Source organism: Brachybacterium vulturis (genome assembly GCF_043641765.1).
Classification (GTDB): Bacteria; Actinomycetota; Actinomycetes; order Actinomycetales; family Dermabacteraceae; genus Brachybacterium; species Brachybacterium vulturis_A.
Window position 1 is genome coordinate 1 of record NZ_JBHZRO010000007.1, and the last position, 24,931, is coordinate 24,931.

General features: G+C 71.4%; 20 protein-coding genes and 1 pseudogene. 5 read left to right on the plus strand and 16 right to left on the minus strand.

Going from position 1 to position 24,931, the window contains the following annotated elements:
• Positions 1-752: 752 nt before the first annotated feature.
• The 11 genes from tyrS to pheS all read right to left on the minus strand — a co-directional run bounded on the left by tyrS (position 753) and on the right by pheS (position 15,260).
• On the minus strand, positions 753-2,021 hold the full coding sequence (gene tyrS / locus ACHUEU_RS06855) for a tyrosine--tRNA ligase (RefSeq protein ID WP_394215165.1): 1,269 nt from the start codon (positions 2,019-2,021) through the stop codon (positions 753-755).
• Positions 2,022-2,358: 337 nt separating this feature from the next.
• On the minus strand, positions 2,359-3,873 hold the full coding sequence (gene argH, locus ACHUEU_RS06860) for an argininosuccinate lyase (RefSeq protein ID WP_394215166.1): 1,515 nt from the start codon (positions 3,871-3,873) through the stop codon (positions 2,359-2,361).
• Complete coding sequence (locus ACHUEU_RS06865) at positions 3,870-5,105, minus strand: argininosuccinate synthase (protein WP_394215167.1); 1,236 nt, start codon at positions 5,103-5,105, stop codon at positions 3,870-3,872. Before ACHUEU_RS06865 ends, argH begins: the two co-directional genes overlap by 4 nt.
• 100 nt (positions 5,106-5,205) lie before the next feature.
• Positions 5,206-5,760, minus strand: a complete 555-nt coding sequence (locus tag ACHUEU_RS06870; protein ID WP_394215168.1) for an arginine repressor — start codon at positions 5,758-5,760, stop codon at positions 5,206-5,208.
• Positions 5,757-6,740 carry an ornithine carbamoyltransferase gene (gene argF / locus ACHUEU_RS06875; RefSeq protein WP_394215169.1) on the minus strand — a complete coding sequence of 328 codons (984 nt, stop codon included), beginning with the start codon at positions 6,738-6,740 and terminating at the stop codon, positions 5,757-5,759. The genes ACHUEU_RS06870 and argF overlap by 4 nt, the downstream gene beginning before the upstream one ends.
• 1 nt (position 6,741) lies before the next feature.
• Positions 6,742-8,001, minus strand: coding sequence for an acetylornithine transaminase (locus tag ACHUEU_RS06880; protein WP_394215170.1), 1,260 nt, complete (start codon positions 7,999-8,001; stop codon positions 6,742-6,744).
• Positions 7,994-9,013, minus strand: a complete 1,020-nt coding sequence (argB, locus tag ACHUEU_RS06885; RefSeq protein ID WP_394215171.1) for an acetylglutamate kinase — start codon at positions 9,011-9,013, stop codon at positions 7,994-7,996. The genes ACHUEU_RS06880 and argB overlap by 8 nt, the downstream gene beginning before the upstream one ends.
• A complete protein-coding gene (argJ, locus tag ACHUEU_RS06890) occupies positions 9,010-10,179 on the minus strand; it encodes a bifunctional glutamate N-acetyltransferase/amino-acid acetyltransferase ArgJ (RefSeq protein WP_394215172.1) in 1,170 nt (389 codons plus the stop codon). The genes argB and argJ overlap by 4 nt, the downstream gene beginning before the upstream one ends.
• An 82-nt stretch (positions 10,180-10,261) precedes the next feature.
• Positions 10,262-11,389 carry an N-acetyl-gamma-glutamyl-phosphate reductase gene (gene argC, locus ACHUEU_RS06895; RefSeq protein WP_394215173.1) on the minus strand — a complete coding sequence of 376 codons (1,128 nt, stop codon included), beginning with the start codon at positions 11,387-11,389 and terminating at the stop codon, positions 10,262-10,264.
• Positions 11,390-11,548: 159 nt separating this feature from the next.
• Positions 11,549-14,152: a phenylalanine--tRNA ligase subunit beta gene (pheT, locus tag ACHUEU_RS06900; RefSeq protein WP_394215174.1), complete on the minus strand. Its 2,604-nt coding sequence runs from the start codon at positions 14,150-14,152 to the stop codon at positions 11,549-11,551.
• Between the two features lies 1 nt (position 14,153).
• A complete protein-coding gene (pheS, locus tag ACHUEU_RS06905) occupies positions 14,154-15,260 on the minus strand; it encodes a phenylalanine--tRNA ligase subunit alpha (RefSeq protein ID WP_394215175.1) in 1,107 nt (368 codons plus the stop codon).
• A gap of 204 nt (positions 15,261-15,464) precedes the next feature.
• Between pheS and ACHUEU_RS06910 the strand changes: the two are divergent.
• The 3 genes and pseudogenes from ACHUEU_RS06910 to ACHUEU_RS06920 form a co-directional block, all read left to right on the plus strand.
• Positions 15,465-16,556 (plus strand): annotated as a pseudogene (locus ACHUEU_RS06910) (S-(hydroxymethyl)mycothiol dehydrogenase); the annotation flags it as partial.
• A gap of 93 nt (positions 16,557-16,649) precedes the next feature.
• Positions 16,650-17,186: an MBL fold metallo-hydrolase gene (locus ACHUEU_RS06915; RefSeq protein WP_394215351.1), complete on the plus strand. Its 537-nt coding sequence runs from the start codon at positions 16,650-16,652 to the stop codon at positions 17,184-17,186.
• 1,150 nt (positions 17,187-18,336) lie between these two features.
• Positions 18,337-19,083, plus strand: coding sequence for an HNH endonuclease signature motif containing protein (locus ACHUEU_RS06920; RefSeq protein WP_394215176.1), 747 nt, complete (start codon positions 18,337-18,339; stop codon positions 19,081-19,083).
• Here ACHUEU_RS06920 and ACHUEU_RS06925 read toward each other — a convergent pair whose 3' ends face one another.
• The 5 genes from ACHUEU_RS06925 to infC are packed head-to-tail and all read right to left on the minus strand — an operon-like array spanning position 19,084 to position 23,327.
• Entirely contained in the window at positions 19,084-21,111 is a 2,028-nt protein-coding gene (locus ACHUEU_RS06925) for a bifunctional copper resistance protein CopD/cytochrome c oxidase assembly protein (RefSeq protein WP_394215178.1), read from the minus strand. It abuts the gene before it with no gap.
• A complete protein-coding gene (locus tag ACHUEU_RS06930; RefSeq protein WP_394215179.1) occupies positions 21,108-22,022 on the minus strand; it encodes a TrmH family RNA methyltransferase in 915 nt (304 codons plus the stop codon). Before ACHUEU_RS06930 ends, ACHUEU_RS06925 begins: the two co-directional genes overlap by 4 nt.
• A 19-nt stretch (positions 22,023-22,041) precedes the next feature.
• On the minus strand, positions 22,042-22,422 hold the full coding sequence (gene rplT / locus ACHUEU_RS06935) for a 50S ribosomal protein L20 (protein WP_096802603.1): 381 nt from the start codon (positions 22,420-22,422) through the stop codon (positions 22,042-22,044).
• Positions 22,423-22,480: 58 nt separating this feature from the next.
• The gene (rpmI, locus tag ACHUEU_RS06940) at positions 22,481-22,675 is read right to left on the minus strand and encodes a 50S ribosomal protein L35 (RefSeq protein ID WP_394215180.1); all 195 of its coding nucleotides are present in this window, start codon (positions 22,673-22,675) and stop codon (positions 22,481-22,483) included.
• Between the two features lie 25 nt (positions 22,676-22,700).
• Positions 22,701-23,327 carry a translation initiation factor IF-3 gene (gene infC / locus ACHUEU_RS06945; protein ID WP_096802601.1) on the minus strand — a complete coding sequence of 209 codons (627 nt, stop codon included), beginning with the start codon at positions 23,325-23,327 and terminating at the stop codon, positions 22,701-22,703.
• A gap of 327 nt (positions 23,328-23,654) precedes the next feature.
• Between infC and ACHUEU_RS06950 the strand changes: the two genes are divergently transcribed.
• Both ACHUEU_RS06950 and ACHUEU_RS06955 read left to right on the plus strand, forming a co-directional pair.
• Positions 23,655-24,449 (plus strand): DUF4352 domain-containing protein, encoded by a 795-nt coding sequence (locus ACHUEU_RS06950; RefSeq protein ID WP_394215182.1) that lies wholly within the window; start codon positions 23,655-23,657, stop codon positions 24,447-24,449.
• A gap of 91 nt (positions 24,450-24,540) precedes the next feature.
• Entirely contained in the window at positions 24,541-24,921 is a 381-nt protein-coding gene (locus ACHUEU_RS06955; protein WP_394215183.1) for a DUF1844 domain-containing protein, read from the plus strand.
• Positions 24,922-24,931: the final 10 nt, after the last annotated feature.

Sequence of the window (24,931 nt, forward strand, 5' to 3'; positions counted from 1 at the left end):
TCATCCGTATACTTGCCATTCAAACAAATGGCATCAATAAACAGACACGCTATTGAGATATCAAGCAACACGCGCACATCCTCTTCGTTCCGCTGCTGCGGTTCGAGTCAGAGGCTCGGGATGCCGGGGGAAGGATTCCTCCGACGAATTCTGCTTCGTCGACCCGGCGCGAATCACTACTCTAGCAGTGTTTCGCGGCCCAGTCCAACTCCGCGGGGTGTGTCCTCGATCTCGTTCGGATCGGCGTGCGATCCTCCCGGTGACCAGGTCACTCTCGCCGGCCCGGTCTCCCGATCCAGCGGCCCGCAGCCGTCCCGCTCCGCGGCGTCCCATCCGCTCTCCGTGAGGAGGCTTCCGGCCCGCCGTGTCTGCGTTCTCGCTGCTGACAAGAAAGAACATTACGGGTCGCCCAGGGGTCCGTCAAACCGGCCGATTCGCCTGTTCCGCGCCGCTCCATTGCTCCATCCATGCAGGTCAGAACTGCTTTTGGGGTTCACGGAAGGCGCTCCTGGGCAACGGTGTGACCCGCGTCTGAGAGGGGGGTCACCGACCCTTATCGTCGACTTGACAGTTTCAGGGGCGCTCGCGTAGCGCCGTCGGTCCCCCTGCTCGGTCGGCATCCCCCGGTCCGATCGCGTCATCGGTGCGTGGTCCACACGGAATGCTCCTCGAGAACGGGCCGAGCCCCGGAGGACGTCAGATGGACGTCTTCCGGGGCTCGTGTGCGCGGCGGCCAGCCTGCGAACTGCCGCTCAGCCGGCGAGGCGGATCATCGCCGCGTTCTTGCGACCGCGGCGCAGCAGCAGGTGCCCGCCCGGCAGAGCTGTCAGGTCACCGACTTCGTTCTGCAGATCCTCGGAACTGATCTTCTCGCCATTGACGGAGAGCCCCCCGCCGTCGGCATCCCGACGCGCCGCGCCCTTGGAGGCCGCGATCCCCGCTTCGAGGAACGCCTCCACCAGCGGGGTAGTGGGCGAGATCGTGGCTCCGGGCAGCTCGCGTGCGATGGCCTGCAGCGTCGGTCCGTCGAGCTCGCGCACGTCTCCGCGGCCGAAGAGGACCGCAGCCGCGGCCTTCGCCTGGGACGTCGCCTGCTCACCGTGGACCATCGTGGTGAGGTCGTCGGCCAGCAGCTTCTGCGCCGCGCGCTGCTGCGAGGACTCCGCGGTGGCGTGCTCCAGCTCCGCGATCTCTTCGCGAGTGCGGAACGTGAAGTACTTCAGGTAGTTCACCACGTCCGCATCAGCCGCATTGAGCCAGAACTGGTGGAAGGCGTACGGGCTGGTGAGCTCGGCATCCAGCCAGACTGCGCCGCCCTCGCTCTTGCCGAACTTCGAACCGTCCGCCTTGGTGACCAGGGGCGTGGTCAGAGCATGGGCATCATGGCCCTCGACCTTGTGGATGAGGTCGACTCCTGCGAGGAGGTTCCCCCATTGGTCGTTCCCGCCGTACTGGAGGGAGACCCCGTGCCGGCGGTGCAGCTCGAGGTAGTCGATGCCCTGGAGCACCTGGTAGCTGAACTCGGTGTAGCTGATCCCCTCATCGCTCTGCAGGCGCCGCGCCACGGTGTCCTTGGCGAGCATGGTGCCCATGCGGAAGTGCTTGCCCATGTCACGCAGGAAGTCCAGAGCACTCATCTGCCCGATCCAGTCGAGGTTGTTCACCATCGTCACGGCGAACTCGCCCTCGAGGTCGAGGAACCTCGAGATCTGGCCGCGCAGGCTGTCCACCCATTGCCCGACGATCTCGGAGTCGTTGAGCACCCGCTCGCCGGACATCCGAGGATCGCCGATCAGACCGGTCGCCCCGCCCACCAGAGCAAAGGGATGGTGGCCGGCCAGCTGGAGGCGGCGCATGGTGAGCACCTGTGTCAGGTGGCCGACGTGGAGTGAGGCCGCCGTCGGGTCGAAACCGCAATACAGGCTGACCGGGCCGTCCGCCAGTGCGCTGCCGAGCGCCTCGCGCCCGGTGGTCTGCACGACGAGTCCTCGCCAGGCGAGCTCGTCCAGGACGGAATGCATCGTTCGGTTCCTCTCGGTGGGGGCTCGGGCACCCGTGTGCGGGACCCGACGGTCAGTATCCCATCTCCCGGCTGCGGGGCGAGGCTCCTGCCCTGCCCTGCCTCGGCCACCAGATTCCTGACCTCGGTGAGGTGCGAACGTCATATAGCCGTTCCTCCCTCACTGGAGGCAGATTCCTGGTGGCGCGGAGGCAGGCGCCAGGTTCCTGGTGGCGCGGAGGCAGGCGCCAGGTTGCCGGTGGCGCGGAGGCAGGCGCCAGGTTGCCGGTGGCGCGGAGGCAGGCGCCAGGCGTCCCGAACGGCACCGGCCGGTTGCGGCGGGCAGGGCCGGGAGCGGGTCAGCGGTCGCGGGTGAAGCGACGCAGAGCAGCTGCCGCCGCGTCCGCGGCGTCCTCCTGCTCCGCGACACGCACCGGTGCGGTGCCGCCCTTGGCATCCCGCGAGGCGATCGAGCCGTCCACCGAGAGCACGGGGCGGACGGACCCGTCGAGGTGCTCGGAGACCGAGGTCAGCTCCTCGTCGGTGAGGTCCCAGAGCTCCTTGCCCTGCTCCTCGGCGACCTTGACGCAGGCCCCGGAGATCTCGTGCGCCGAGCGGAAGGGCACCCCGCGTCGCACCAGGTGATCCGCGATGTCCGTGGCGAGCGAGAAGCCCTGCGGGGCGAGCTCGGCCATGCGCTCGATGTGGAACACCAGCGTCGCCATCATCCCGGTGAAGGCCGGCAGCACCAGATCGAGCGAGTCGACCTGGTCGAAGACCGGTTCCTTGTCCTCCTGCAGATCGCGGTTGTACGCCAGCGGCAGCGCCTTCAGCGTGGTCAGCAGGCCCACCAGGTCACCGACCACCCGCCCGGCCTTGCCACGGGCGAGCTCGGCGATGTCCGGGTTCTTCTTCTGCGGCATGATCGAGGAGCCGGTGGAGTAGGCGTCATCCAGGGTGATGAACGAGAACTCCTTGGTGTTCCACAGGATGACCTCCTCGGCCAGACGCGACAGATCGATCCCGATCATCGCCAGGACGAAGGAGAACTCGGCGGTGAGGTCGCGGGAGGCGGTCCCGTCGATCGAGTTCCACACCGAGTCCGAGAAGCCCAGCTCCGCCGCGACCGCCTGGGGATCCAGGCCCAGGCTGGAGCCGGCCAGCGCGCCGGAGCCGTACGGGGAGCTGTCCGCCCGCACATCCAGGTCCCGCAGCCGCTCCACGTCCCGCAGCAGCGGCCAGGCATGGGCCAGCAGATGGTGGCTGAGCAGCAGCGGCTGGGCGTGCTGGAGATGGGTGCGGCCGGGCATCGGGGCGCCGTGCACCTCTCGGGCCCGTCCCACCAGCACATCGACCAGATCGAGCACCTGGTCGCCGATGGCGCGGGCCTGGTCGCGGAGGAACAGCCGGATCAGGGTGGCGATCTGGTCGTTGCGCGACCGGCCGGCGCGCAGCTTGCCGCCGAGCTCCGGGCCTGCCCGTTCGATGAGGCCGCGCTCGAGGGCCGTGTGCACGTCCTCGTCCTCGGGCGCGGCGGCGAACTCGCCGGAGGCGACGTCGACCGCGAGCCGGTCCAGCGCGTCCTGCATGCCGGTGAGCTCGTCATCGCTCAGCAGCCCGGCGGCGTGCAGCACGTTCGCGTGCGCCTTGGAGCCTCGCAGGTCGTACTGCGCCAGGCGCCAGTCGAAGTGCGTGGACACCGACAGTGCGGCCAGGGCCGCCGCCGGGCCGGAGCCGAAGCGTCCGCCCCACAGGGAGGCGTTCTCCTGCGCGGCCGACGGATCGGCGTCGTTTGCCGGGCCCGAGCCGGCCGCCGCCCCCGCAGTGTTCGCAGGGGCCGACGATCCGGTCGGCGCGGGACCGTCCTGGCTCATGCCTGCCCCTCATCGGCATCGAGGTCCTCGCCGTTGCCGAAGGCGACATCGCGGGCTGCGGCCTGCTTGGCGGCCAGGCCGTAGATGTCGATGAAGCCGCGGGCGCTGCCCTGGTCGAAGGTGTCGCCCTCGTCGTAGGTGGCGAGGTGGAAGTCGTACAGGCCGGTCTCGGTGCGGCGACCGGTGACGGTGGCCCGGCCGCCGTGCAGCGTCATGCGGATGTCGCCGCTGACGTAGCGCTGGGTGTCGGCAATGAAGGCGTCCAGGGACTTCTTCAAGGGGGAGAACCACTGGCCGTCGTAGACCAGGTCGGTCCAGCGGTCGCTGACGGTCCGCTTGAAGCGGGCCTGCTCGCGCTCGAGGGTGACGCGCTCGAGCTCCTGGTGCGCGGTGATCAGCGTCATCGCGCCGGGGGCCTCGTAGACCTCGCGGGACTTGATGCCCACCAGCCGGTCCTCGACGATGTCGATGCGGCCGATGCCCTGGGCGCCGGCGCGGCGGTTGAGCTCCTGGATCGCCTCCAGGGCGGAGACCCTGCGGCCGTCGATGGCGACCGGGATGCCGCGCTCGAAGGAGATGACGACCTCGTCTGCGACCGGGGGGAAGGCGGGGTCGTCGGTGTAGCTGAAGACGTCCTTGGTGGGCTCGTTCCAGATGTCCTCGAGGAAGCCGGTCTCGATGGCGCGGCCCCAGACGTTCTGGTCGATCGAGAAGGGGTTGTGCTTGGTGGTCTCGATCGGCAGGCCCTTGCGCTCGGCGTACTCGATGGCCTTGTCACGGGTCAGGGCCAGGTCGCGCACCGGGGCGATGCACCTGAGCTCGGGGGCCAGCGAGGTGATCGAGACCTCGAAGCGGACCTGGTCGTTGCCCTTGCCGGTGCAGCCGTGGGCGACCGTGGTGGCGCCGAACTTCTTGGCGGCCTTCACCAGGTGCTTGGTGATCACCGGGCGGGAGATCGCGGAGACGTTCGGGTAGGCGTCCATGTACAGCGAGTTCGCCTGCAGTGCGGGCATGCAGTACTCGTCGGCGAACTCGTCGCGGGCGTCGGCGACGTAGGCCTCGACGGCGCCGCAGTCCAGGGCCCGCTGGCGGATGACCTCCAGGTCCTCGCCGCCCTGGCCGACGTCCACCGCGCAGGCGATGACGTCGGCCCCGGTGGCGTCGTGGATCCAGCCGATGGCGACGGAGGTGTCGAGGCCGCCGGAGTAGGCGAGGACGATCTTTTCAGTCACGGGAGTTGCTCCTAGTCGTGGGTGAGGCAGTCGTACGGGGTGAGGTCGTGGGTGGTGCGGGGTCGGTCGGGGGTGTCGAGGGGCTAAGTGCGCCCGAGGTTCACAGGGGTGAGGCGTCCGGCTCGGAAGCCTCGCGTCGACCGTCCGCGAGGTCGAGCAGGCGCTCGGCGAGCCGGTCGCCTCCGGCGGGATCCCGGGAGACCAGCAGCACGGTGTCGTCCCCGGCGATCGTACCGAGGACGTCGGGCATGACGGACCGGTCCAGCGCCGAGGCGAGATACTGCGCGCCTCCGGGTGGGGTGCGCACCACCACCAGGTTGCCGCTGGCCTCCGCGGAGACGAGGAGGCCTTCCGCCAGGCGCGGCAGCCGCGCCTCGAGCAGCTCGCTCTCGGGCGCCGGGCCGGTGGGCCGCGGGCTGCCCCCCTCCGGCGGGAGCCGGTAGACCAGGCTCCCGGCCGAGCCGCGGACCTTCTCCGCCTGCAGCTCGACCAGGTCCCGGGAGAGGGTGGCCTGGGTGACCTCGATGCCCTCGGCGGTCAGCAGCTGCGCGAGCTGGGACTGCGAGGACACCTCCTGATGGGTGAGCAGCTGCACGATCCGCTGCTGGCGGGAGGTCTTGGTCTGGGCGAGGGCGCCGCGACGGGATTCGCTCATCGCTGCTCCGGGGTCGGCCGGGCGTGCGCGGCCGTCTGCTCGTCGGGGTGATCGAGCAGCCAGGTCAGCAGGGCCTTCTGGGCGTGCAGTCGGTTCTCCGCCTCGTCCCAGACCACGGAGGTGGGACCATCGATCACCGCGGCCGTGACCTCCTTGCCGCGGTAGGCGGGCAGGCAGTGCAGGAACAGGCCGCCGGAGAGCTCCATCAGCTCCTCGGTGACCTGGAACGGGGCGAAGGTCGCCTCGCCGCGACCGTCCTCGCCCTCCTGCCCCATGGACACCCAGGTGTCGGTGAGCACGGCGGAGGCACCGGTGACCGCCTCGCGGGGATCCGTGGTGACGGTGATCGAGCCGCCGGTGAAGGCGGCGATCTCCTCTGCGCGCGCCCGGACCTCGGGATCCGGCAGATGGCTGGCGGGGGCCGCGATCCGCACGTCCATACCGGCGGTCGCCCCGCCGAGGAGGTAGGAGTGGGCCATGTTGTTCGCGCCGTCGCCGAGGTAGGCCAGGGAGCGTCCGGCCAGGGCGGCGTCGCCCTCTGCCAGTCCCCCGGTGTGCTGGGCGATGGTCTGCAGGTCCGCGAGGATCTGGCAGGGGTGGAACTCGTCGGTCAGGGCGTTGATCACCGGGACGGTGGCGACCGCGGCCATCTCCTCGATGCGCTGCTGACCGAAGGTGCGCCACACGATCGCGGAGACCATCCGGGTGAGCACCTGCGTGGTGTCGGTGATCGACTCGCCACGACCCAGCTGGCTGGATCCGGCCTCCACCACCAGCGGGCTGCCGCCGAGCTCGGCGACACCGGTCGTGAAGGAGATCCGGGTGCGGGTGGAGGACTTGTCGAAGATGATCGCGACGGTGCGGGGCCCCTCGAGGGGTCGCTTCGCGAACCGGTCCTCGGCGAGCTCGAGGGCGAGGGCGAGGACCTCCTTCTGCTCGGCCGGGCTCAGGTCGTCGTCGCGCAGGAAGTGGCGGGGCATCTCAGCGCTCTCCCTTCGGGGTCGAGGCGGTGGTGGTGGCGCCCGACTCGCTGACGCCATCGAGCAGGCCGGGCAGGGCGGCGGTGAATGTCGCGAGCTGCTGGTCGGTGATGATCAGCGGCGGAGCCAGGCGCAGGGTGGACTCATCGGGGGCGTTGACGATGAAGCCCGCCGCGAGCGCGGCGGCGGCGAGCTGCTTCGCGATCGGCGCACGCAGGGCGATGCCGAGCAGCAGGCCGGCTCCGCGCACCCCCTCGATCAGCGGGTGCTCCAGGGCGAGGACCTCGCGGGTCAGCTGCGCGCCGACGGAGCGGACGTGACCGAGCAGCTCGTCCTCCAGGATCGTGCCGAGCACGGCCAGTCCGGCGGCGGAGGCCAGCGGGTTGCCCCCGAAGGTGGTGCCGTGCTGGCCGGGCTGGAGCAGATCGTGCACCTGGGGGCCGTAGCTGATCACGGCTCCGATCGGGAAGCCGCCGCCGAGACCCTTGGCCAGCGTCATCACATCCGGTTGGAGGCCCTCGATCGCCTGGTGGGCGAACCAGCGGCCGGTGCGGCCCACGCCCGTCTGCACCTCGTCGAGGATCAGCAGGGTGCCGTGCTCGCGGGTGAGGCGGCGCAGGGCGCGGAGGTACTCGGCGCTCAGCGGGCGCACCCCGGCCTCCCCCTGGATGGGCTCGGCGAACACGGCCGCGACGTCGCCCGGGGCGAGGGCGTCGGCGAGCGCCTGCTCGTCACCGGGCTCGAGGAACTCGACCCCGCCGGGCAGCGGCTCGAAGGGGGTGCGGTAGGCCTCCTTCGCGGTGAGCGCGAGGGCGCCCATGGTGCGGCCGTGGAAGGAGCTCGTCAGCGCGAGGATGCGGGGCCGGCCGGTGCGGCGGGCGATCTTGAAGGCGGCCTCGTTGGCCTCGGAGCCCGAGTTCGCGAAGAACACCCCGGAGCCGGCCGGGGCCTCGGCGAGCTCGAGCAGCTTCTCGGCGAGCTCGATCTGCGGGGCGGAGGCGAAGAAGTTCGAGACGTGGCCGAGGGTCCCCATCTGCTTGGTGACCGCCGAGAGCAGCGCCGGGTGGGCGTGGCCCAGGGCGTTGACCGCGATCCCGGCGAGCAGGTCGAGGTACCGGGTCCCCTCGGTGTCCCACACGTGCACGCCCTCGCCGCGGGCGAGGACCTTCTGCGGGGTGCCGAAGACCGGCAGCAGCGCTCGGCCGTAGCGTCCGGCGTAATCGCCGCTCGTCCCCTCTGACGGGATGGTCTGCTCAGACATAGTCGTCCCTCCTCACCATGGTGCCCACGCCCTTGGTCGTGAACACCTCCAGCAGCACGGCGTGCTCGATGCGGCCGTCGATCATCGCGGCGGTGCGCACTCCGGCGTCGACCGCGCCCAGCAGCGCCTCGGCCTTCGGGATCATCCCGGCGGTCAGCGCGGGCAGCATCGCCCGCAGCTCGGTCGCGGAGATCTCGGGGATCAGCGAGCCGCGGTCGGGCCATTCGCGGTACAGGCCCTCGACGTCGGTGAGCATCACCAGCTTCTCCGCGTCGAGCCCTTCGGCCAGCGCGGCGGCGGCGAGATCCGCGTTGATGTTCAGCACCTCACCGGTGGGGTGGCCGGTGGCGTCGACCTCGGGCGCGATCGAGGAGATCACCGGGATCCGGCCCGCCTCGAGCAGGTCGCTGATGCCGGCGATGTTGACGTCCTGGACGGCGCCGACGTGGCCGAGGTCGACGTCCTCGCCATCGACCACGGTGCCGCGGCGGGTGGCGGTGAACAGTCGGCCGTCCTCCCCGGACATCCCGATCGCGAAGGGTCCGTGGTGGTTGATGAGCCCGACGAGCCGGCGACCCACCTGCCCCACCAGCACCATGCGGGCGATCTCCATGGTCTCGGCGTCGGTGACGCGCAGACCGCCCCGGAACGTCGACTCCTTGCCGACGCGCTCGAGCATGGTGTTGATCTGCGGCCCGCCGCCGTGGACGACGACCACGTGGATGCCGGCCAGGCGCATGAAGACGACGTCGGCGGCGAAGCCGCGCCGCAGGTCGTCGTCGACCATGGCGTTGCCGCCGTACTTGACCACCACGATCCTGCCGCGGAAGCGCTGCATCCAGGGCATCGCCTCGATGAGCACCTCGGACTTCTCGCGCGCCTCGGTGCGGGCGGCGTCGAGCTGCGCGAGGGGGTTCTTGCCCACCAGCGGGGCGTCTGCCGTCGCCGGATCGCCGATCGCGGCACCGCCTGCGGAGGCGGCGGGGTCGGGAGGGGTCGGGGCGGTGCTCATGAGGAGTAGGCGCTGTTCTCTTCGACGTAGTCATGGGTGAGGTCATTGGTCCAGATGTCCCCGGAGGCGGTGCCCGCGCCGAGGTCCACCTCGATGAGGGTCTCCCGCGGAGTCATGTCCACCTCGGAGCGGTCGCGGTGGGCTCCCCCGCCGCGGCACACCTCGACACCGTTGACGGTGACGGAGAGGTCCTGGACCGCGAAGGGGGCGACGGCCTCGGGCACGCAGCCGGCGGCGGAGACGATGCGTCCCCAGTTGGGGTCGTTGCCGAAGATCGCGGCCTTGACCAGGTTCGAGCGGGCGATCTCGCGGGCCACGGCGAGCGCGGCCTGCTCGGTGCTCGCTGCTCGCACGATCACGTGGACGTCGTGGCTGGCACCCTCGGCGTCGGCGACCAGCTGCCGGGCCAGGTCTGCGCTGACGGCACGCACGGCCTCGGTGAGCTCCTCGAGGGAGACGGTGATGCCGCTCGCCCCGGAGGCCAGCAGGATCACGGTGTCGTTGGTGGACATGCAGGCATCGGAGTCGACCCGGTCGAAGGTGGTGGCGGTGGCCGCCCGCAGCGCGGCGTCGGCGGTGGCGGCGTCCACGTCCGCATCGGTGGTGAGCACCACCAGCATGGTCGCGAGCTGGGGGGCGAGCATGCCCGCGCCCTTCGCGATCCCGCCCACCACGACGCCGGATCCAGTGGTGGCCTCGGCGGTCTTGGGGACGGTGTCGGTGGTCATGATCGCCCGTGCAGCGGACTCGTCGGCCTTCTCCCCCGCGCCCAGCTGCCCGGTCGCGGCGGTGATGCCGGCCAGCAGCGGCTCCATCGGCAGCCGCTCCCCGATCAGCCCGGTCGAGCAGACCAACACGTCCTGGGCGGAGATCTCGAGCTGCGCGGCGAGGTGCTCGGCGGTGCGGTGGGTGTCGGCGAAGCCCTCGGGGCCGGTGCAGGCGTTGGCGCCGCCGGAGTTCAGCACCACTGTGCGGGCACGGCCGTCGGCGACCGCCTCGCGGGACCACAGCACGGGCGCTGCCTGGACGCGATTGGCGGTGAAGACCGCGGCGGCGGTGTCACGGGGACCGTCGTTGACGATGAGGGCGAGGTCCGCCGTGCCGGCGGACTTGATACCGGCGGGCAGGCCGACGGCGCGGAAGCCGCGGGGGCGGGTGATCGACACGGATGCTCCTGGAAGAGGTGTGGTCGCGGGATGCGGACGGAAGGGCCCGGCAGACCCTGTCAGAGCGGTTCTGCCGGGGGTCTCAGGGGGCCAGGGCGGTGCGGGTGAGCCCCGTGGCCTCGGGCAGGCCGAGCGCCAGGTTCAGGGACTGGATCGCCGCGCCGGCGGTGCCCTTGACCAGGTTGTCCAGGGCCGAGATCACTGTGGCCTGACCGCTGCGGCGGTCCACGGTGGCCCCGATGCGGAGCGTGTTGGCGCCGGCGACCTCACCGGTGGAGGGGAAGACGCCCTCGGGCAGCACGGTCACGAAGTGCTCCTCGGCAAAGTCGGCCTGCAGCGCGGCAAGCAGGTCGGCGGTGGTGGTGCCCTCGGCGACCGGCGCCGTGCACACGGCGAGGATCCCACGGCTCATCGGCACCAGCACGGGGGTGAAGGCGAGCCGCTGACCGTCCCTCCCCGTGGCGCGGCGCAGGTTCTGCAGCACCTCGGGGACGTGACGGTGGCTGCCGCCCACGGCGTACGGGGAGGCGGACCCGGAGGCCTCGCTGAACAGCAGGTGCTGCTTGGCGGCGCGACCGGCGCCGGAGTAGCCGACGGGGAGCACGGCGCTCAGCCGCTCGGCGTCGAGGAGCCCGGCCCGCAGCAGGGGCGCGAGGGCCAGGGAGACGGCGGTGGCGTTGCAGCCGGGCACCGCGATCTCGCGGGCGCCGACCAGCTGGTCCCGCTGGCGGGTGCCGTCGGCCAGTGGCAGCTCGGGCATGCCGTAGGTCCAGGTGCCGGAGTGCTCGCTGCCGTAGTAGTCGCTCCACTGCTGGGCGCTCTCCAGGCGGTGGTCGGCCCCGAGGTCCAGCACCAGCACCTCCGGGTCCTCGGCGCGCAGCGCGGCGGCGATCTGCCCGGACTGGCCGTGGGGCAGGGCGAGCACGACCACGTCGTGACCGCGCAGGGTGTCCGCGCTGGTCTCGGTCAGCACCGGGTCGTGGCCGAGGTCGATGTGCGGGGCGACCTCGGAGAGGTGCTTGCCGGCGCTCGAATGCGCGGCGACGGTCGCGACCTCGACGCCCGGATGCCCGGCGAGCAGGCGCAGCGTCTCTCCCCCGGCGTAGCCGGAGGCGCCGACCACGGCGATGCGGGGGCGGCGCGGGTCTGCACCGCCCGCCGGGGTCGCGGGGGTCTGGCTGGGGGATGTTTCGCCGGAACTGAGAGCCATGCCGGAAGTATATACATTCAACTGCATGATCAGCCACCCTGGGGGTGGCGTGCCCCCAGCCGCCCGGAGTGGCCAGCAGCTGGATGAACGGCAGCAGCCCCGATCGACCCGAGGACGGCGTGGCGATGATCACGCAGACCGCCGGCGCGGACGGGGTGCTCAGGCGCGCAGCACTCCGCCGACGGCCGTCTCGACCGCGGCGATGCAGCGCTGGCGCGCCGCCCCGATCTGCTCGGCGGTGAGGGTGCCCTCGACCGAGCGCAGGCGCACCGCGAAGGCGAGCGACTTCTTCCCCGCGCCGATCTGCTCGCCGGTGAAGACGTCGAAGAGGTGGACGTTCTCGGCGAGGTCGCCGATGCCCACCACGATCGCGGCCTCGACGGCCGCGGCCGGGACGCCCTGGTCGACCACGAAGGCGAAGTCCTCCTTGGCCACCGGGTAGGTGGGGACCGGGCTCGCAGCGACCACGGCCGGGGCCGCGGCGATCAGCGCCTCGAGGTCGAGCTCGAGCGCGCTGGTGCGCGCAGGCACGCTGAACTCCGCGACCACGGCGGGGTGCAGTTCACCGGCGTGCCCGATGACGGTGCTGGTCCCATCGTCCGCGAGCACCCTCAGCTCACCGGCACGTCCGGGGTGGAAGGGCGCGTGCTCGCACTGGCGCACCTCGAGCTGCGCGCCGACGGCCGCGGCCGCACGACGGGCCAGGTCGAAGGCATCGGCCCAGCCCCAGGGCGCGACCTCGCCCTGCCAGGAGGCCGGGCCCGAGGCCCCGCCGATCACGGCGGCGAGACTGCGGGTCTGGAGCGGCAGCGCGGCGAGGATCTCGTCGAGCTCGGCGTCCGTGGGGCGGTGCGCCGCGGCGGGCACCGGGGCCCGGGAGCCCTCGCCGCGGGAGAGCGAGGTGGTGCCGAGCTGGAAGATCGCCACCGACTCCTCGCCGCGGCCGAGGTTCCTCCGGGCGATGGGCAGGAGGGTCTGCAGCAGGGAGCTGCGCATCAGCGGCTCGTCGTCGGACAGCGGGTTCAGCAGGCGCACGGCGTCGCGGCGGGCGTCCGTGGCCTCGTAGCGCAGGGCGTCGAAGGTGCCCTCGCCCACGAAGGGGTACGAGGTGACCTCGACCAGGCCGGCCTCGGCCAGCGCCCGGTTCGCGTCGCGACGCGCCCGCTGGGCCCGGGTGAGGCCGCGGCCTCCGGGCGCCGTGGGCAGGATGGAGGGGATCGTCTCGTAGCCGACCAGCCGGGCGATCTCCTCGATCAGGTCCTCGCGGATGGTGAGGTCCGGGCGCCAGGACGGCGGGGTGACGGCGAGGATGCCTGTGGCCTCGTCCTCGACCTGGCAGCCGATCATCTCGAGGCTGCCGCGCACCTGCGGGGGCGTGTAGGCGATGCCGACCACGCGCTCGGCGTCGCCGAGCGGGAGCTCGATCGGGGCGGCCGGGGCCGGCGCGCCGCCCTGGTCGGTGATCGACGCGGCGATCCGACCGCCGCCGAACTCCACGATCAGCTGGGCGGCACGGTGGGCGGCCACCAGCGGCAGCTGCGGGTCCACGCCGCGCTCGAAGCGCTTGGAGGCCTCCGAGGGCAGGCGGTGACGACGCGCGGAGCGCGCCACCGAGATCGGGTCGAAGGTCGCCGCCTCGAGCACGATGTTCGCGGTCCCCGCGGAGACCTCGGTGGACTCCCCGCCCATCACGCCCGCGATGCCGAGGATGCGGGCGCCCTCACCGCCCTCGCTGTCGGTGATCAGCAGGTCCTCGGGATCCAGCGTGCGGGTGACGTCATCGAGGGTCGTGAGCGTCTCACCGGGCTCGGCGCGGCGCACCACGATCGGGGCCACCACCTGGTCCGCGTCGTAGGCGTGCAGCGGTTGACCGAGGTCGAGCATGACGTAGTTGGTGACGTCCACGATCAGCGAGATCGGGCGCATGCCGGCCAGGGTCAGACGGCGGGCCATCCAGCGCGGGGTCCGCGCCGCGGGGTCCACGCCGTGGACCTCGAGGGCCACGAAGCGGGAGCAGCCCTCGGCGCCCTGGAGCGGGGCCTGATCGCGCAGCCGCACAGCGGTCCCGCCCGCCGGGACCTGCGGGATCCGCACGGAGGTGGCCGGGTCGGCAAAGGCGGCGCCGGTGGCGTGGGAGTACTCACGGGCCACGCCGCGCATCGAGAAGCAGTATCCGCGGTCCGGGGTCACGTTGATCTCGACGACCTCGTCGGCGAGGCCCAGCAGTGCGATCGCATCGTCGCCGGGCTCGCCGGTCAGGCCCGCGGCGTGGCCACGGCCCAGCACGATGATGCCGTCCTCGTCGTCGGGATCGGGGCCGAGGCCCAATTCGTCGCCGGAGCAGATCATGCCGTCGGAGGTGTGGCCGTAGGTCTTCCTCGCCGCGATCGCGAAGTCGCCGGGCAGCACGGTCCCGGGCAGGGAGACCACGACGAGATCGCCGGCGACGAAGTTGTGCGCGCCGCAGACGATGCCGCGGCTGGGGCGCTCGGTGCCGGGCCGGGGATCCTCCGGATCGTCGGCGTCCTCGTTGTGCTCGGGGCCGACGTCCACGCGCACCCAGTTGATGGTCTTGCCGTTCTTCTGCGGCTCTTTGACGAGCTCGAGCACGCGGCCCACGACGAGCGGTCCGGTCACCTGGGCGCCGAAGATCGCTTCTTCCTCGAGGCCGATGCGGGAGAGGTCGGTGGCGACCTGCAGGGCGGAGACGTCAGCGGGCAGGCCGGTGTGCTCGGCGAGCCAGGTCAGGGGAATGCGGGGCATCTCAGATCTCCGTACCGTAGTGCTGGGAGAAGCGGACGTCGCCCTCCACGATGTCGCGCATGTCCGCCACTGCGTTGCGGAGCATGAGGATGCGCTCGATGCCGAGGCCGAAGGCGAAGCCCTGGTACTCCTCGGGGTCGACCCCGGCCGCGCGCAGCACGTTCGGGTGGACCATGCCGCAGCCGCCCATCTCGATCCAGCCGGTGCCGCCGCACACCCGGCAGCTCGGGTCCGCATCATGGTCCAGTCCGAGGCGCGCCTCGCAGCGGAAGCAGCGGAAGTCCATCTCGGCGCTGGGCTCGGTGAAGGGGAAGTGGTTGGGGCGCAGGCGCGTGATCGGCGTGCCGCCGAAGATGTGCGCCGCGAAGGCGTCGAGGGTGCCCACCAGGTTCGCCATGGTCAGATCCTTGTCGATCGCGAGGCCCTCGACCTGGTGGAACATCGGCGAGTGGGTCGCGTCGATCTCGTCGGCCCGGTAGACGGTGCCCGGGCAGGCGACGTACAGCGGGGCGCCGCGCTCGAGCATCGCGCGGATCTGCACCGGGGAGGTCTGGGTGCGCAGCAGCATCCCGGAACCCTCGGGCGCCACGTACAGGGTGTCCTGCAGGGAGCGGGAGGGGTGCTCGGGATCGGCGTTCAGGGCGTCGAAGTTCAGCCAGGAGGATTCGATCTCCGGGCCCTCCTCGATCTCCCAGCCGATGCCGACGAAGAAGTCGTTGATCCGGTCCTGCAGCACCGTCAGCGGGTGCGAGGCGCCGCGAGGGCGCAGAGCGGTGGGGAGGGTGACGTCGACGGTCTCGGCGGCGAGCGCGGCTTCCTCCTCGGCGGCGGCGAGCTCCTGCTGGCGAGCGGCGAGCTGCTTCTGCACCCGGCCCTTGCCCTGGCCCACGAGCTTGCCGGCGGCGGCCTTCTGGTCCTTGGGCAGGTCCTTGATGGCGCGGTTCGCGCTCGAGAGCACACTGTGATCGCCCACGTGCGCGATCCGGACCTGCTTGAGCTCGGCGGTGGTGGCGGCCGCGGCGATCGCGGCGAGGGCGGCATCGACGGCGTCGCCGATGGTCGCCTCGTCGATGACCGGGGCGGCGGGAGTCGAGGATGACTCGGACACGGGTATCGCTTTCGTCCAGGGGGCAGGAGGGTGCAGTGCCGCGGTGCGGGAACTGCGGTGCGGGCACCGCGGACCATTCTAGGAGCCACGACGGTGCTCGCGTGCGCGGGCGGTCCGCACGGCGAGACGGATACCGTCCACAGCCCTCGATGCCCCGCTCACGGCTAGGCTGGCAGGGAACCCCCGACCTCGAAGGAGGCCACTGTGACCTGGACCGTGAAGGGCGTCGTCGCCCGTGCTGAGAAGCAGCCCGCAGAGCTGCTCGACATCGTGATCCCCGACCCCGGCCCGCATGACGTCGTCGTCGACATCGAGGCGACCGGCGTCTGCCACACCGACCTCGCCTACCGCGACGGCGGCATCAATGATGAGTTCCCCTTCCTGCTGGGCCATGAGTCCGCCGGTCGCGTCTCCACGATCGGCGGGTCCGTCACCCATGTGGCGGTCGGCGACTACGTGGTGCTGAACTGGCGCGCCGTCTGCGGCGAGTGCCGGGCCTGCAAGAAGGGCGTGCAGCAGTACTGCTTCAACACCCACAACGCCTCGAGGCCCATGACCCTCGCCGACGGCACGGAGCTGACCGCGGCGCTCGGCATCGGCTCCTTCGCGGAGAAGACCCTGGTCCATGAGGGCCAGTGCACGAAGGTCTCCGAGGACGCCCCCGCCGAGGTCGCCGGCCTGCTGGGCTGCGGCGTGATGGCGGGCATCGGCGCCGCGATCAACACCGGCCAGGTCCAGCGCGGCGAGTCCCTCGCGGTGATCGGGCTGGGCGGCGTGGGCTGCGCGGCGATCGCCGGCGCGAAGCTCGCCGGGGCCACCACCATCATCGGCCTGGACGTGGACGAGAAGAAGCTCGCCGCCGCGACCGAGCTGGGCGCCACTCACACCCTGCACACCGAGGGCCTCTCCCCCCAGCAGGTGGCCGAGCAGGTGCAGGAGCTCACCGGCGGCTTCGGCGCGGACGTGGTCGTCGACGCCGTGGGCATCCCCCAGACCTACGAGACCGCGTTCTACGCCCGGGACCTCGCCGGCCGGGTGGTGCTGGTGGGCGTGCCGCGCCCGGGCGTGGAGCTGACGCTGCCGCTGCTGGACGTGTTCGGCCGCGGCGGGGCGCTGAAGTCCTCCTGGTACGGCGACTGCCTGCCCGAACGGGACTTCCCGTACCTGATCGACCTGTTCCTGCAGGGCCGGCTGCCGCTGGATCGCTTCGTCACCGGCCGCACCGACCTCGCCGGTACGGACGCCGCGCTGGACGCGCTGCACGACGGGGACACCCTGCGCACCGTGGTCGAGGTGAGCGGGCCGCGGAGCGCCCGACTCGCACACGCCGTCACCTCCGGCACCTTCAGCCTGGACGGGGAGACCCATCAGGTCGACAACAACGTGTGGGTGCTCGGCGACGACGAGCAGTGCGTCGTCTTCGACGCCCCGCATGACGTGGAGACCGTCGAGGACCTGGTCGGTGATCGGGAATGCGTGGCGATCCTGCTCACCCACGCCCACGACGACCATGTGCGGATGGCGCCCGAGCTGTCCGAGGCGCTCGAGGCACCGATCCTGCTGAATCCCGCCGACCGGGAGATCTGGCAGCTCACCCACGGTGATCTGCCCTGGGATGATCACGTCGCCGACGGGGACATGTTCACGATCGCGGGGGTGAACCTCGAGGCGATGCACACCCCGGGTCACTCCCCCGGCTCCACCTGCTACTACTCCGAGGAGCTGGGCGCGGTGTTCTCCGGCGACACCCTGTTCCAGGGCGGTCCGGGCGCGACCGGGCGCTCCTTCTCGTCCCGGGAGACGATCGAGGAGTCCGTGCGCGAACGACTGTTCGCGCTGCCGGACGACACGGTGGTCCACACCGGTCACGGACCGGACACCACCATCGGTGCCGAGAAGCGGGCCGCGCAGGGCGACTGGCTCTGAGTCCCGGTCACCTCGCCCCGTGAGCGGCTCCGGCGCGTTCCGCGCCATGGACGGCGGCGGTCATCTCCGATGGCTGCCGCCGTTCGGCGTGCCGTGATCATCCCGCATGCCGGTCCCATGCTGCGCCCGCACCCGCACGAACACAATCGAACGTCACGACGGTTCACGGAACCGCAGTTCAGCACGTATTCGAGGTTATCCACAGACCGGTCGCGCGTCGGACTCCCCTTGTAGAATAGGACGCATATTCGACGCACCAGCGCGACGAACGCAGCGCTGACCACGAGGGGGTGAGAGGCGATGGGCGAGCTCGACGAGGATCCGGCACCGCTGCTGCTCGCGCCTCCGAGCCGCGAGTCGGCGGCGGCCTTGTCCCTCGCTGCGGCGCGGCGGCGGCGGCGCCGCGCGGCGACCCGTGAGAACGTGCGCCGTGTGAGCGCTGAGCGCTCCCCTCGCACGGCCCAGCTGCTGACCGAGCTCTGGGACTCCGGCGCGCAGGACTCCCGCCGTCTCGCCGAGCGGTACCGTGCGATCCTCGAGACGACGCATGATCCGCTGGCTCCCGGGGAGCTGTCCCGCGATGCCGTCGCGATGGAGCAGCTGCACCTCTCCCTCGCGATGCGTTGCACTCGGAATCAGGCGGCGAGCATGATCCGTGAGGCCCACCGCATCGGCACGCTGCTCCCCCTCTCCCTGACCCGTCTGGGTCGCGGCGAGTTTCCGGTCGCCTGGTTCGAGAAGCTCCTGGAGCGCACTCGAGGGCTCGAGGACGATGCGCTGCGGGTGCTGGACGTCGAGCTGTCCGGGATCGATCTCGCCGTCCCGCCGGAGGCGTTCTCCCGCCGTCTCGGCCATCTGCTCACCGCCGCGATCTCTCGCAGTCGGGTGCGCGAGGACGCGCGGCCGGAGAACCGTCGGCGCGTGGTGATGGATCCCCCCCCGCCCGGACGGCACCGGGTGCCTGCGCATCATCGGCCCGCTCCCCGAGATCCTCGATCTCGCCCGGCGGCTGGACCGCTCCGCCCATGCCGTCCAGGACGCCCAGCGCTCGGCCTTCCTGCAGGGCACACCGTTGCCGGTCGATCCGGGAGGGTTCGTCGAGGCGACCGGATCGATCCCACCGCTGGCCCGGGCCTGCTACGACATCCTCATGAGCACCCGGCTCGAGACCGCGGGCATCGAGGTGCCCGCGCCCCGCTTCCGTATGAACGTCACCGTCCCGATGCTGACGCTGCTGGGCGAATCCGACGCCCCGGGGATGCTCGACGGCACGACCCCGATCCCTGCCCAGATGGCGCGGGAGCTCGCCGGAGGCGAGGCCACCTGGTACCGGATCCTCACCGACGCCACGACCGGGAGCTATCTCCCGGTTCCCGCCGACCGCTATCGACCCACCGCTGAGCAGCTCGCGCATCTGCTGCTGCGACACCCCACCTGCGCGGTGCCCGGCTGCGCACGCCCCTCCTCCTTGCTCTCCGAGGCAGACCACATCGAGGAGTTCGACCACGAGAGGCCCACCGCGGGCGGGTCGACCGAGGTGTCGAACCTGCATCAGCTGTGCCGAGAGCACCACCGGTTGAAGACCCTCGGGCTCCTCGACCCGGTGCGCGACGACGAGGCAGGAACCACCTGGTGGGACGCCTCGGGACTGCTCATGAGCATGCAGGAGGACGGCAGGGAGCTCGCCACCGATCAGGTCGTCGCGGAGATGACCGCCGCCTGGGAGCAGTACGAGGGTGGGCGGCTGATGCGCGCGGAGGCGGCATCCCGCCGGCACCGGGTGGCGGAGCAGGGCCTCTCGCCCGGCGACGAGTGCACCGGCCCCGACGGCGAGGAGGGCTGGTGGGTCGGTCATGACGGCGATCTCCACCCACCTGGGGATCCGCCGCCCTATTGATCAGGCGGAGGGGTCCGACGTCGTCGACGCGGGCCGATCACCGTCGCCGCGTCCGCTGTCGCCCCGATCGCCGTCGCCCCGCAGGCTCGCGAGGTAGGCGTTGTAGGCCGCGAGCTCGGCGCCGCCGTCCCGTTCGGCCTTGCGGTCGTACTGGCGCGCCCGGCGGTCGTCGGACTGCATCCACATCGCCGCGACGATGATCGCGTAGCCGACGGTCGGGACCTCCGAGATCGCCCACATGATGGTGCCGCCGCGCACCTGGATCAGCTCCAGCCGGTCCAGCGAGTACATCCCCAGCTGGGTATACCAGTCCTCCGCGACCAGCCAGGTCGCCGAGACCATGGCCACCCCGAAGAAGGCGTGGAAGGCGAGCGTGACCAGCAGGGTGATCAGCTTCAGTACCGGGTTGATCGGCTTTTGGGAGGGGTCGATGCCGATCAGCACCCAGGCGAACAGGTAGCCGGAGGCGAGGAAGTGCACCGTCATCAGGACATGGCCGAGGTGGTGCCGCATCGCCATCTCGAACAGGGGCGAGAAATAGAACAGGATCAGCGAGCCAACGAAGAGGAACCCCGCCACCGGCGGGGAGGAGAGCAGCCGGGAGTAGCCGGAGTGCAGGGCGGCCAGCACCCATTCGCGGACGCCGCGGGAACCGTCGGTGCGGGGCGCGACCGCACGGGACAGCAGCGTGACCGGGCCGCCCAGCACCCACAGCGGCGGCACGATCATCATCATCGCCATGTGCTGGATCATGTGCGCGTCGAAGCGGAACTTGCCCCAGGCGGCGGCGCCGCCGTTCAGCACCCACGCGAAGGCGAGGCAGCCGGCGAGGAAGCAGGCGGTGCGGATCCACGGCCAGACGTCTCCGCGACGGGTCAGCCGCACCACACCGGTGAGGTACAGGCCCGCCATGGTCACGGCCAGGACCAGAGCGATCCAGTCGGGCTGGAACACGGTGAACAGGGCAGCGGGCGAGAACTCCTGCTCCGGCGGGAGGTAGCCCACCAGGGACAGCACCCGCAGCTCCCCCACGGCGGGGATCTCCTGCGGGACGGGTGGGGCGGAGCGGCCCAGCGCGATCGAGGCCCCGATCACCATGGCCATGATCAGGCCCTCGCTCATGGCGAGGTGACGGAACCGGACCCGCTCGCCCAGGCGGTGCCGCTGCAGGGCGCCCAGCACGGCGAGGATGAGCAGACCCAGCGCCTTGACCAGCACCACCCGGCCATAGCCGGTGGTGATCAGCTCCGTCCAGTGCGACATCCGGATCCACGCGCTGATCACACCGCTGAGCGCGAGGCCGGTCACGGCCGCCAGCGCCCAGGGGGAGAACCGGCGGATCGCGGTGGCCATCTGCGTCTCGTCCATCCGGGCGCTGAGCAGGAAGAGCACCAGCAGCCCACCGGCCCAGACGCTGACCGCCACCAGGTGCACCGACATGGCATTGACGGCGTTGATGTGGTCGAGGCTGGAGCCGGCATGACCGGCGAGTCCCAGCGAGGCGGCGCCGAGCCCGGCGAAGGCCAGTCCCCAGCAGGCCAGCACCGTGGAGCGCGCGAGCGTGTAGGCGAGAGCGGACAGCGCGGCGAGGACGGTGATGCCGAGCTGGATCCGACCCAGCTCGCCGCCCAGCGCCACGGCCCAGACGTCGAGGTCGGTGCCGGCGCCGGTGGCTTCCAGCCCTCCCAGGGGCACCAGGGCCAGGGAGGCGACCGCCCACAGCAGCGCACCCGCGGCGCCGAGGCGCACGGCCCGACGGCGCAGCGGATCCAAGGTGGTCACCTCGCGGCGTCCGGGCCCCGGCAGCAGCAGCACCGCGGTGCCGCCGGCGCCGATAGCGCACAGCAGGCCCAGGTGGTGAAGGGCGCGCACCACCGGCATTCCCCAGGTGACCAGCGGAGAGGCGGGGACCAGCTCGGCGGGGACGAGGGCTCCGGTGGCCGCCATGCCGGCCACGGCGGCGGCCACGGTGAGGAGCAGCAGGAGCGGAAGGGTCAGGGCGCCGGCGCGCTGGGAGACGGCGTTCATGCCCCTGCCTGTCGGCGTCGGAGCGTCTCGAAGAGGCAGACGGTCGCGGCGGTGTGGACGTTGAGCGACTCGGCAAGCCCGGCCAGGGGGATCCGCACGGTCAGCGGGGCCGCGGCGAGGGTGGCCGCGTCCAGTCCGTGCGCCTCGTTGCCGAGGATCCAGGCTATCCGCGCGGGCAGCTCGACGGTGAAGAGCTCGGAGGTGGCGTACCCGCTGGTCGCGGCCGCGGTGAGGGAGGTGGCGGCGAGCTGTGCGAGCAGATCCTCGATCTCGGCACCGGCGATCACAGGCAGGTGGAACAGGCTGCCGGCGGCGGCGCGCACGGCCTTCGGGGAATACGGGTCGGCACTGGTGCGCGTCAGCAGCACCAGGTCGGCGCCGGCGGCGTCCGCGGTGCGGATCAGGGTGCCGACATTGCCGGGATCCCGGACCTCGTGCAGCACCACGACGGTGACGGCCCCGCCCGACGGCAGCTCGCCGAGGGCTGTCCCGGCCGCCGCGGGGTCCTCGGCGGGCAGGGCGCCGACGGCGACGACCCCCTGCGGGGACACCAGGGCACCGGAGGGGTCGACGGGGCCCTGGCCGTCCCCGTTCCCCTCCCCCGCCGCGCCGCTCGCCGCGATGTCGCGGACCAGGGCGCGCAGGATCTTCTCCTCGACGGTGCGGACGGGCGCACCGGCGGTCCGGGCCAGGTCGACCAGCTCGGGATGGTCATCGGCCGCGCGCGCGGTGAGGAAGACCTCGCGGGCCAGCTGGGGACGATGCGCCAGCAGCGAGCGGACGGACTGCGGCCCCTCGATCCGGAACCTGCCCTGTTTGCGACGCGCAGAGCGCCCGGCCAGCGCCGCCACCTTCCGCACCCGCTCGGAGCGGGGAGAGGTGAGCGGAGACTGATCCGGGCGCTCGTTCATCGCAGGAGAAGCCGCGATGTCAGGCTGCCGGGGCGTTGACGTCCTCGGGGAGGGCGTTCTTGGCGACCTCGACCAGGGCGGCGAATGCCGGAGCATCGTTCACGGCGAGCTCGGCGAGCATGCGACGGTCCACCTCGACACCGGCGAGACCGAGGCCCTGGATGAGACGGTTGTAGGTCATGCCGTTGGCGCGGGCCGCAGCGTTGATGCGCTGGATCCAGAGCTGGCGGAAGTTGCCCTTGCGCTTCTTGCGGTCGCGGAAGTTGTAGGTCTGCGAGTGCAGCACCTGCTCCTTCGCCTTCCGGTACAGGCGCGAGCGCTGGCCGCGGTAGCCGCTGGCCTGCTCGAGGATTTCCCGACGCTTCTTATGGGCGTTGACCGCCCGCTTCACGCGTGCCACGTGATACTCCTTCGATCGTAAGTTCAGGGGCGCGGGAGCCGTGCTCCCGCGTGGGCGGTCAGCGGCCCAGCAGCTTCTTCATGCGCTTGACGTCGGCCTTGGCGACAGTGGTGTCGCTGCCCAGGCGGCGCTTGCGGGTGGAGGACTTGTGCTCCAGCAGGTGGCGGGCGCCCGCCTGCTCGCGCATGAGCTTGCCCGAGCCGGTGACGCGAATGCGCTTCTTGGTGCCCGAGTGGGTCTTGTTCTTCGGCATCTGCCTGTTCTCCTTGTGACGTTTCTCAGGACTCGGAGCCGGTCTCGGCTCCGGTCTCGGTGGAGGGCTTCGCGCTCTCGACCCTGGCGGCAGCCTTCTCAGCATCGGTCTTGCGCTTGCGGGCCTCGGCCATGGCCTGGGCCTTCTTCTTGTGGGGGCCGAAGACCATCACCATGTTGCGGCCGTCCTGTCGCGGATGCGACTCGACGAAACCGAACTCCGCGACGTCCTCGGCCATTCGCTGCAGCAGCTTCACGCCACGCTCGGGGCGAGCCTGCTCGCGCCCGCGGAAGCGGATGATGACCTTGACCTTGTCGCCGCCGTCGAGGAACTTCTCGACGTTGCGACGCTTGGTGTCGTAGTCGTGGGTGTCGATCTTCAGGCCCATCCGGATTTCCTTCTGGACCGTGTTCGCCTGGTTCTTGCGCGACTCACGGGCCTTCAGGTTGGCTTCGTACTTGTACTTGCCGTAATCCATGAGACGAGCGACCGGCGGATTCGCACCAGGTGCGACCTCGACCAGGTCGAGATCTGCTTCCTGGGCGAGACGCAGGGCGTCCTCGACACGGACCTCGCCGACCTGCTCGCCGGCGGGCCCGACCAGGAGGACCTTGGGGACCCTGATCTGACCGTTGATGCGCTGTTCGCTGATGTTGGCTCCTCACCTTGTTTCGAGTCGGAAGACGACGAAGGCCCCCGCATGTCATGCGGAGGCCCCAAGGTGCACACGCCGCGGCGCGGATCGGGCATTGCTGCCCGCTCGCCGCGCGGTTCAGGCACGGCTGCGATACTGACCCAGCGGCTGTTGGTCGCGAGCCGAAGAGCTCACGGGCGGATCGCCACGAGGTGGGAAGGGACTCCACTTGAGGAACGGATGGCGAGGGTCTCGACCTGTTCCAGTCTTCTATCCTAGCAGGAGTGCGCCCACCGTCCAGGTGATGTGCGTCGCGCCATCAGCTGCGACCAACGAGGAGTTTTGGTGGAGACCGACCGTCACCCATCCGACGGGGACGACCAGCACGGGTACAGCTACGGCGGGGACCCGCTCGAGGCCGCCGACGGAGCCGATCCCTCGACCGGGGCCCACCCGGACACCGATCCTCGCGGCGCCACCGCACCCCGCGCCGTGCTGCGCCCGATCCCGGAGGGGTTCCCGACCCCGCCGCCGCGCCCCGCGCGCCCCAACCGGCGACCGGCTCCCCCGCCCGAGCAGCCGGCGCCCTCGGGCCGCCCGCGCGGCCTGCTCCTCGCCGGGATCTCCCTCGCGGCCGTCCTGCTGCTGATCCTCGTGGTGGGCGGCGGTGTGCTCGCCGTGCGCTCGTTCTCTCCCGCCGACCCCGCCCCCTCGGCCGCGGGCGAGCCAGGATCGCCGAGCACTGCGGAGCAGTCCGGACCCGGGAGCACCGAGGTCGGTGAGGTGGCGCTCACCGAGGTGAGCACCGAGGTCGGCGTCCGCTCCGTGGGCGGGTCGAGCTCCTGGGAGGATCCCGAGGGTGAGTTCGTCATCGTCACCTTCGAGGTGGAGAACCCGAGCTCGAGTACCCTTCGGATCGGGGACAACGTCTCGTTGGAGACCGCCGACGGCACGTACCCGGTGGACCGCGAGGCCACCCTCGAGCACACTGCCGGGTCGACGGCATTCGGTGTGATCCCGCCCGCTGGCTCCCAGACCTTCCATGCCGTCTTCGACGTCCCGATCGGCGCAGAGCCGACCGGACTGCACGTCGACCTCGCCGACATCGACGAGAGCGGCACCCTTCCGCTGGGCGGCTGACCCCGCCCCGACGACCCGGCGTCTCGCTCCTCGAGGCGCTCGCACCGCGCGGTGCCGTCCCGCACCGCACCCGACCCCGAAGGAATCCCCTGTGACCGATCATCAGCACCCCGACCACCCCGACCACGCCGAGAAGGCCTCCGATCCCCAGGAGCTGCGGGACATCGCCGAGGTCTCCTCGGTCGAGATCATCACCTCCGCCTGCGTGCACCTGATGAGCGCCGCAGCGGTGAAGGTGGGACTCGCGGAGGACGAGGCCTCCGGGCAGTACCAGGACCTCGCCGAGGCGCGGAAGCTGATCAATGCTCTGGCGGGCCTGGTGACCGCGGCGGCCCCGGAGATCGGCAACGAGCACGCCCGCTCGCTGCGCGACGGGCTGCGCTCGCTGCAGCTGGCCTTCGCCGAGGCACTGCCCTTCCCGGACGACCCCGGCGAGGCCCCGGGCGAGAAGTACACCGGTCGCGTCTCCTGACCCGGCTCCA

Coding starts and splice junctions, on each gene's coding strand:
- ACHUEU_RS06880 (WP_394215170.1), bottom strand. CDS start 8,001: ATGTCTGAGCAGACCATCCCGTCAGAGGGGACGAGCGGCGATTACGCC.
- argC (WP_394215173.1), bottom strand. CDS start 11,389: ATGGCTCTCAGTTCCGGCGAAACATCCCCCAGCCAGACCCCCGCGACC.
- ACHUEU_RS06930 (WP_394215179.1), bottom strand. CDS start 22,022: ATGAACGAGCGCCCGGATCAGTCTCCGCTCACCTCTCCCCGCTCCGAG.
- ACHUEU_RS06925 (WP_394215178.1), bottom strand. CDS start 21,111: ATGAACGCCGTCTCCCAGCGCGCCGGCGCCCTGACCCTTCCGCTCCTG.
- argF (WP_394215169.1), bottom strand. CDS start 6,740: ATGCCCCGCCACTTCCTGCGCGACGACGACCTGAGCCCGGCCGAGCAG.
- pheT (WP_394215174.1), bottom strand. CDS start 14,152: ATGCCCCGCATTCCCCTGACCTGGCTCGCCGAGCACACCGGCCTGCCC.
- rpmI (WP_394215180.1), bottom strand. CDS start 22,675: ATGCCGAAGAACAAGACCCACTCGGGCACCAAGAAGCGCATTCGCGTC.
- argB (WP_394215171.1), bottom strand. CDS start 9,013: ATGAGCACCGCCCCGACCCCTCCCGACCCCGCCGCCTCCGCAGGCGGT.
- tyrS (WP_394215165.1), bottom strand. CDS start 2,021: ATGCATTCCGTCCTGGACGAGCTCGCCTGGCGAGGACTCGTCGTGCAG.
- ACHUEU_RS06920 (WP_394215176.1), top strand. CDS start 18,337: ATGAGCACCCGGCTCGAGACCGCGGGCATCGAGGTGCCCGCGCCCCGC.
- ACHUEU_RS06870 (WP_394215168.1), bottom strand. CDS start 5,760: ATGAGCGAATCCCGTCGCGGCGCCCTCGCCCAGACCAAGACCTCCCGC.
- argH (WP_394215166.1), bottom strand. CDS start 3,873: ATGAGCCAGGACGGTCCCGCGCCGACCGGATCGTCGGCCCCTGCGAAC.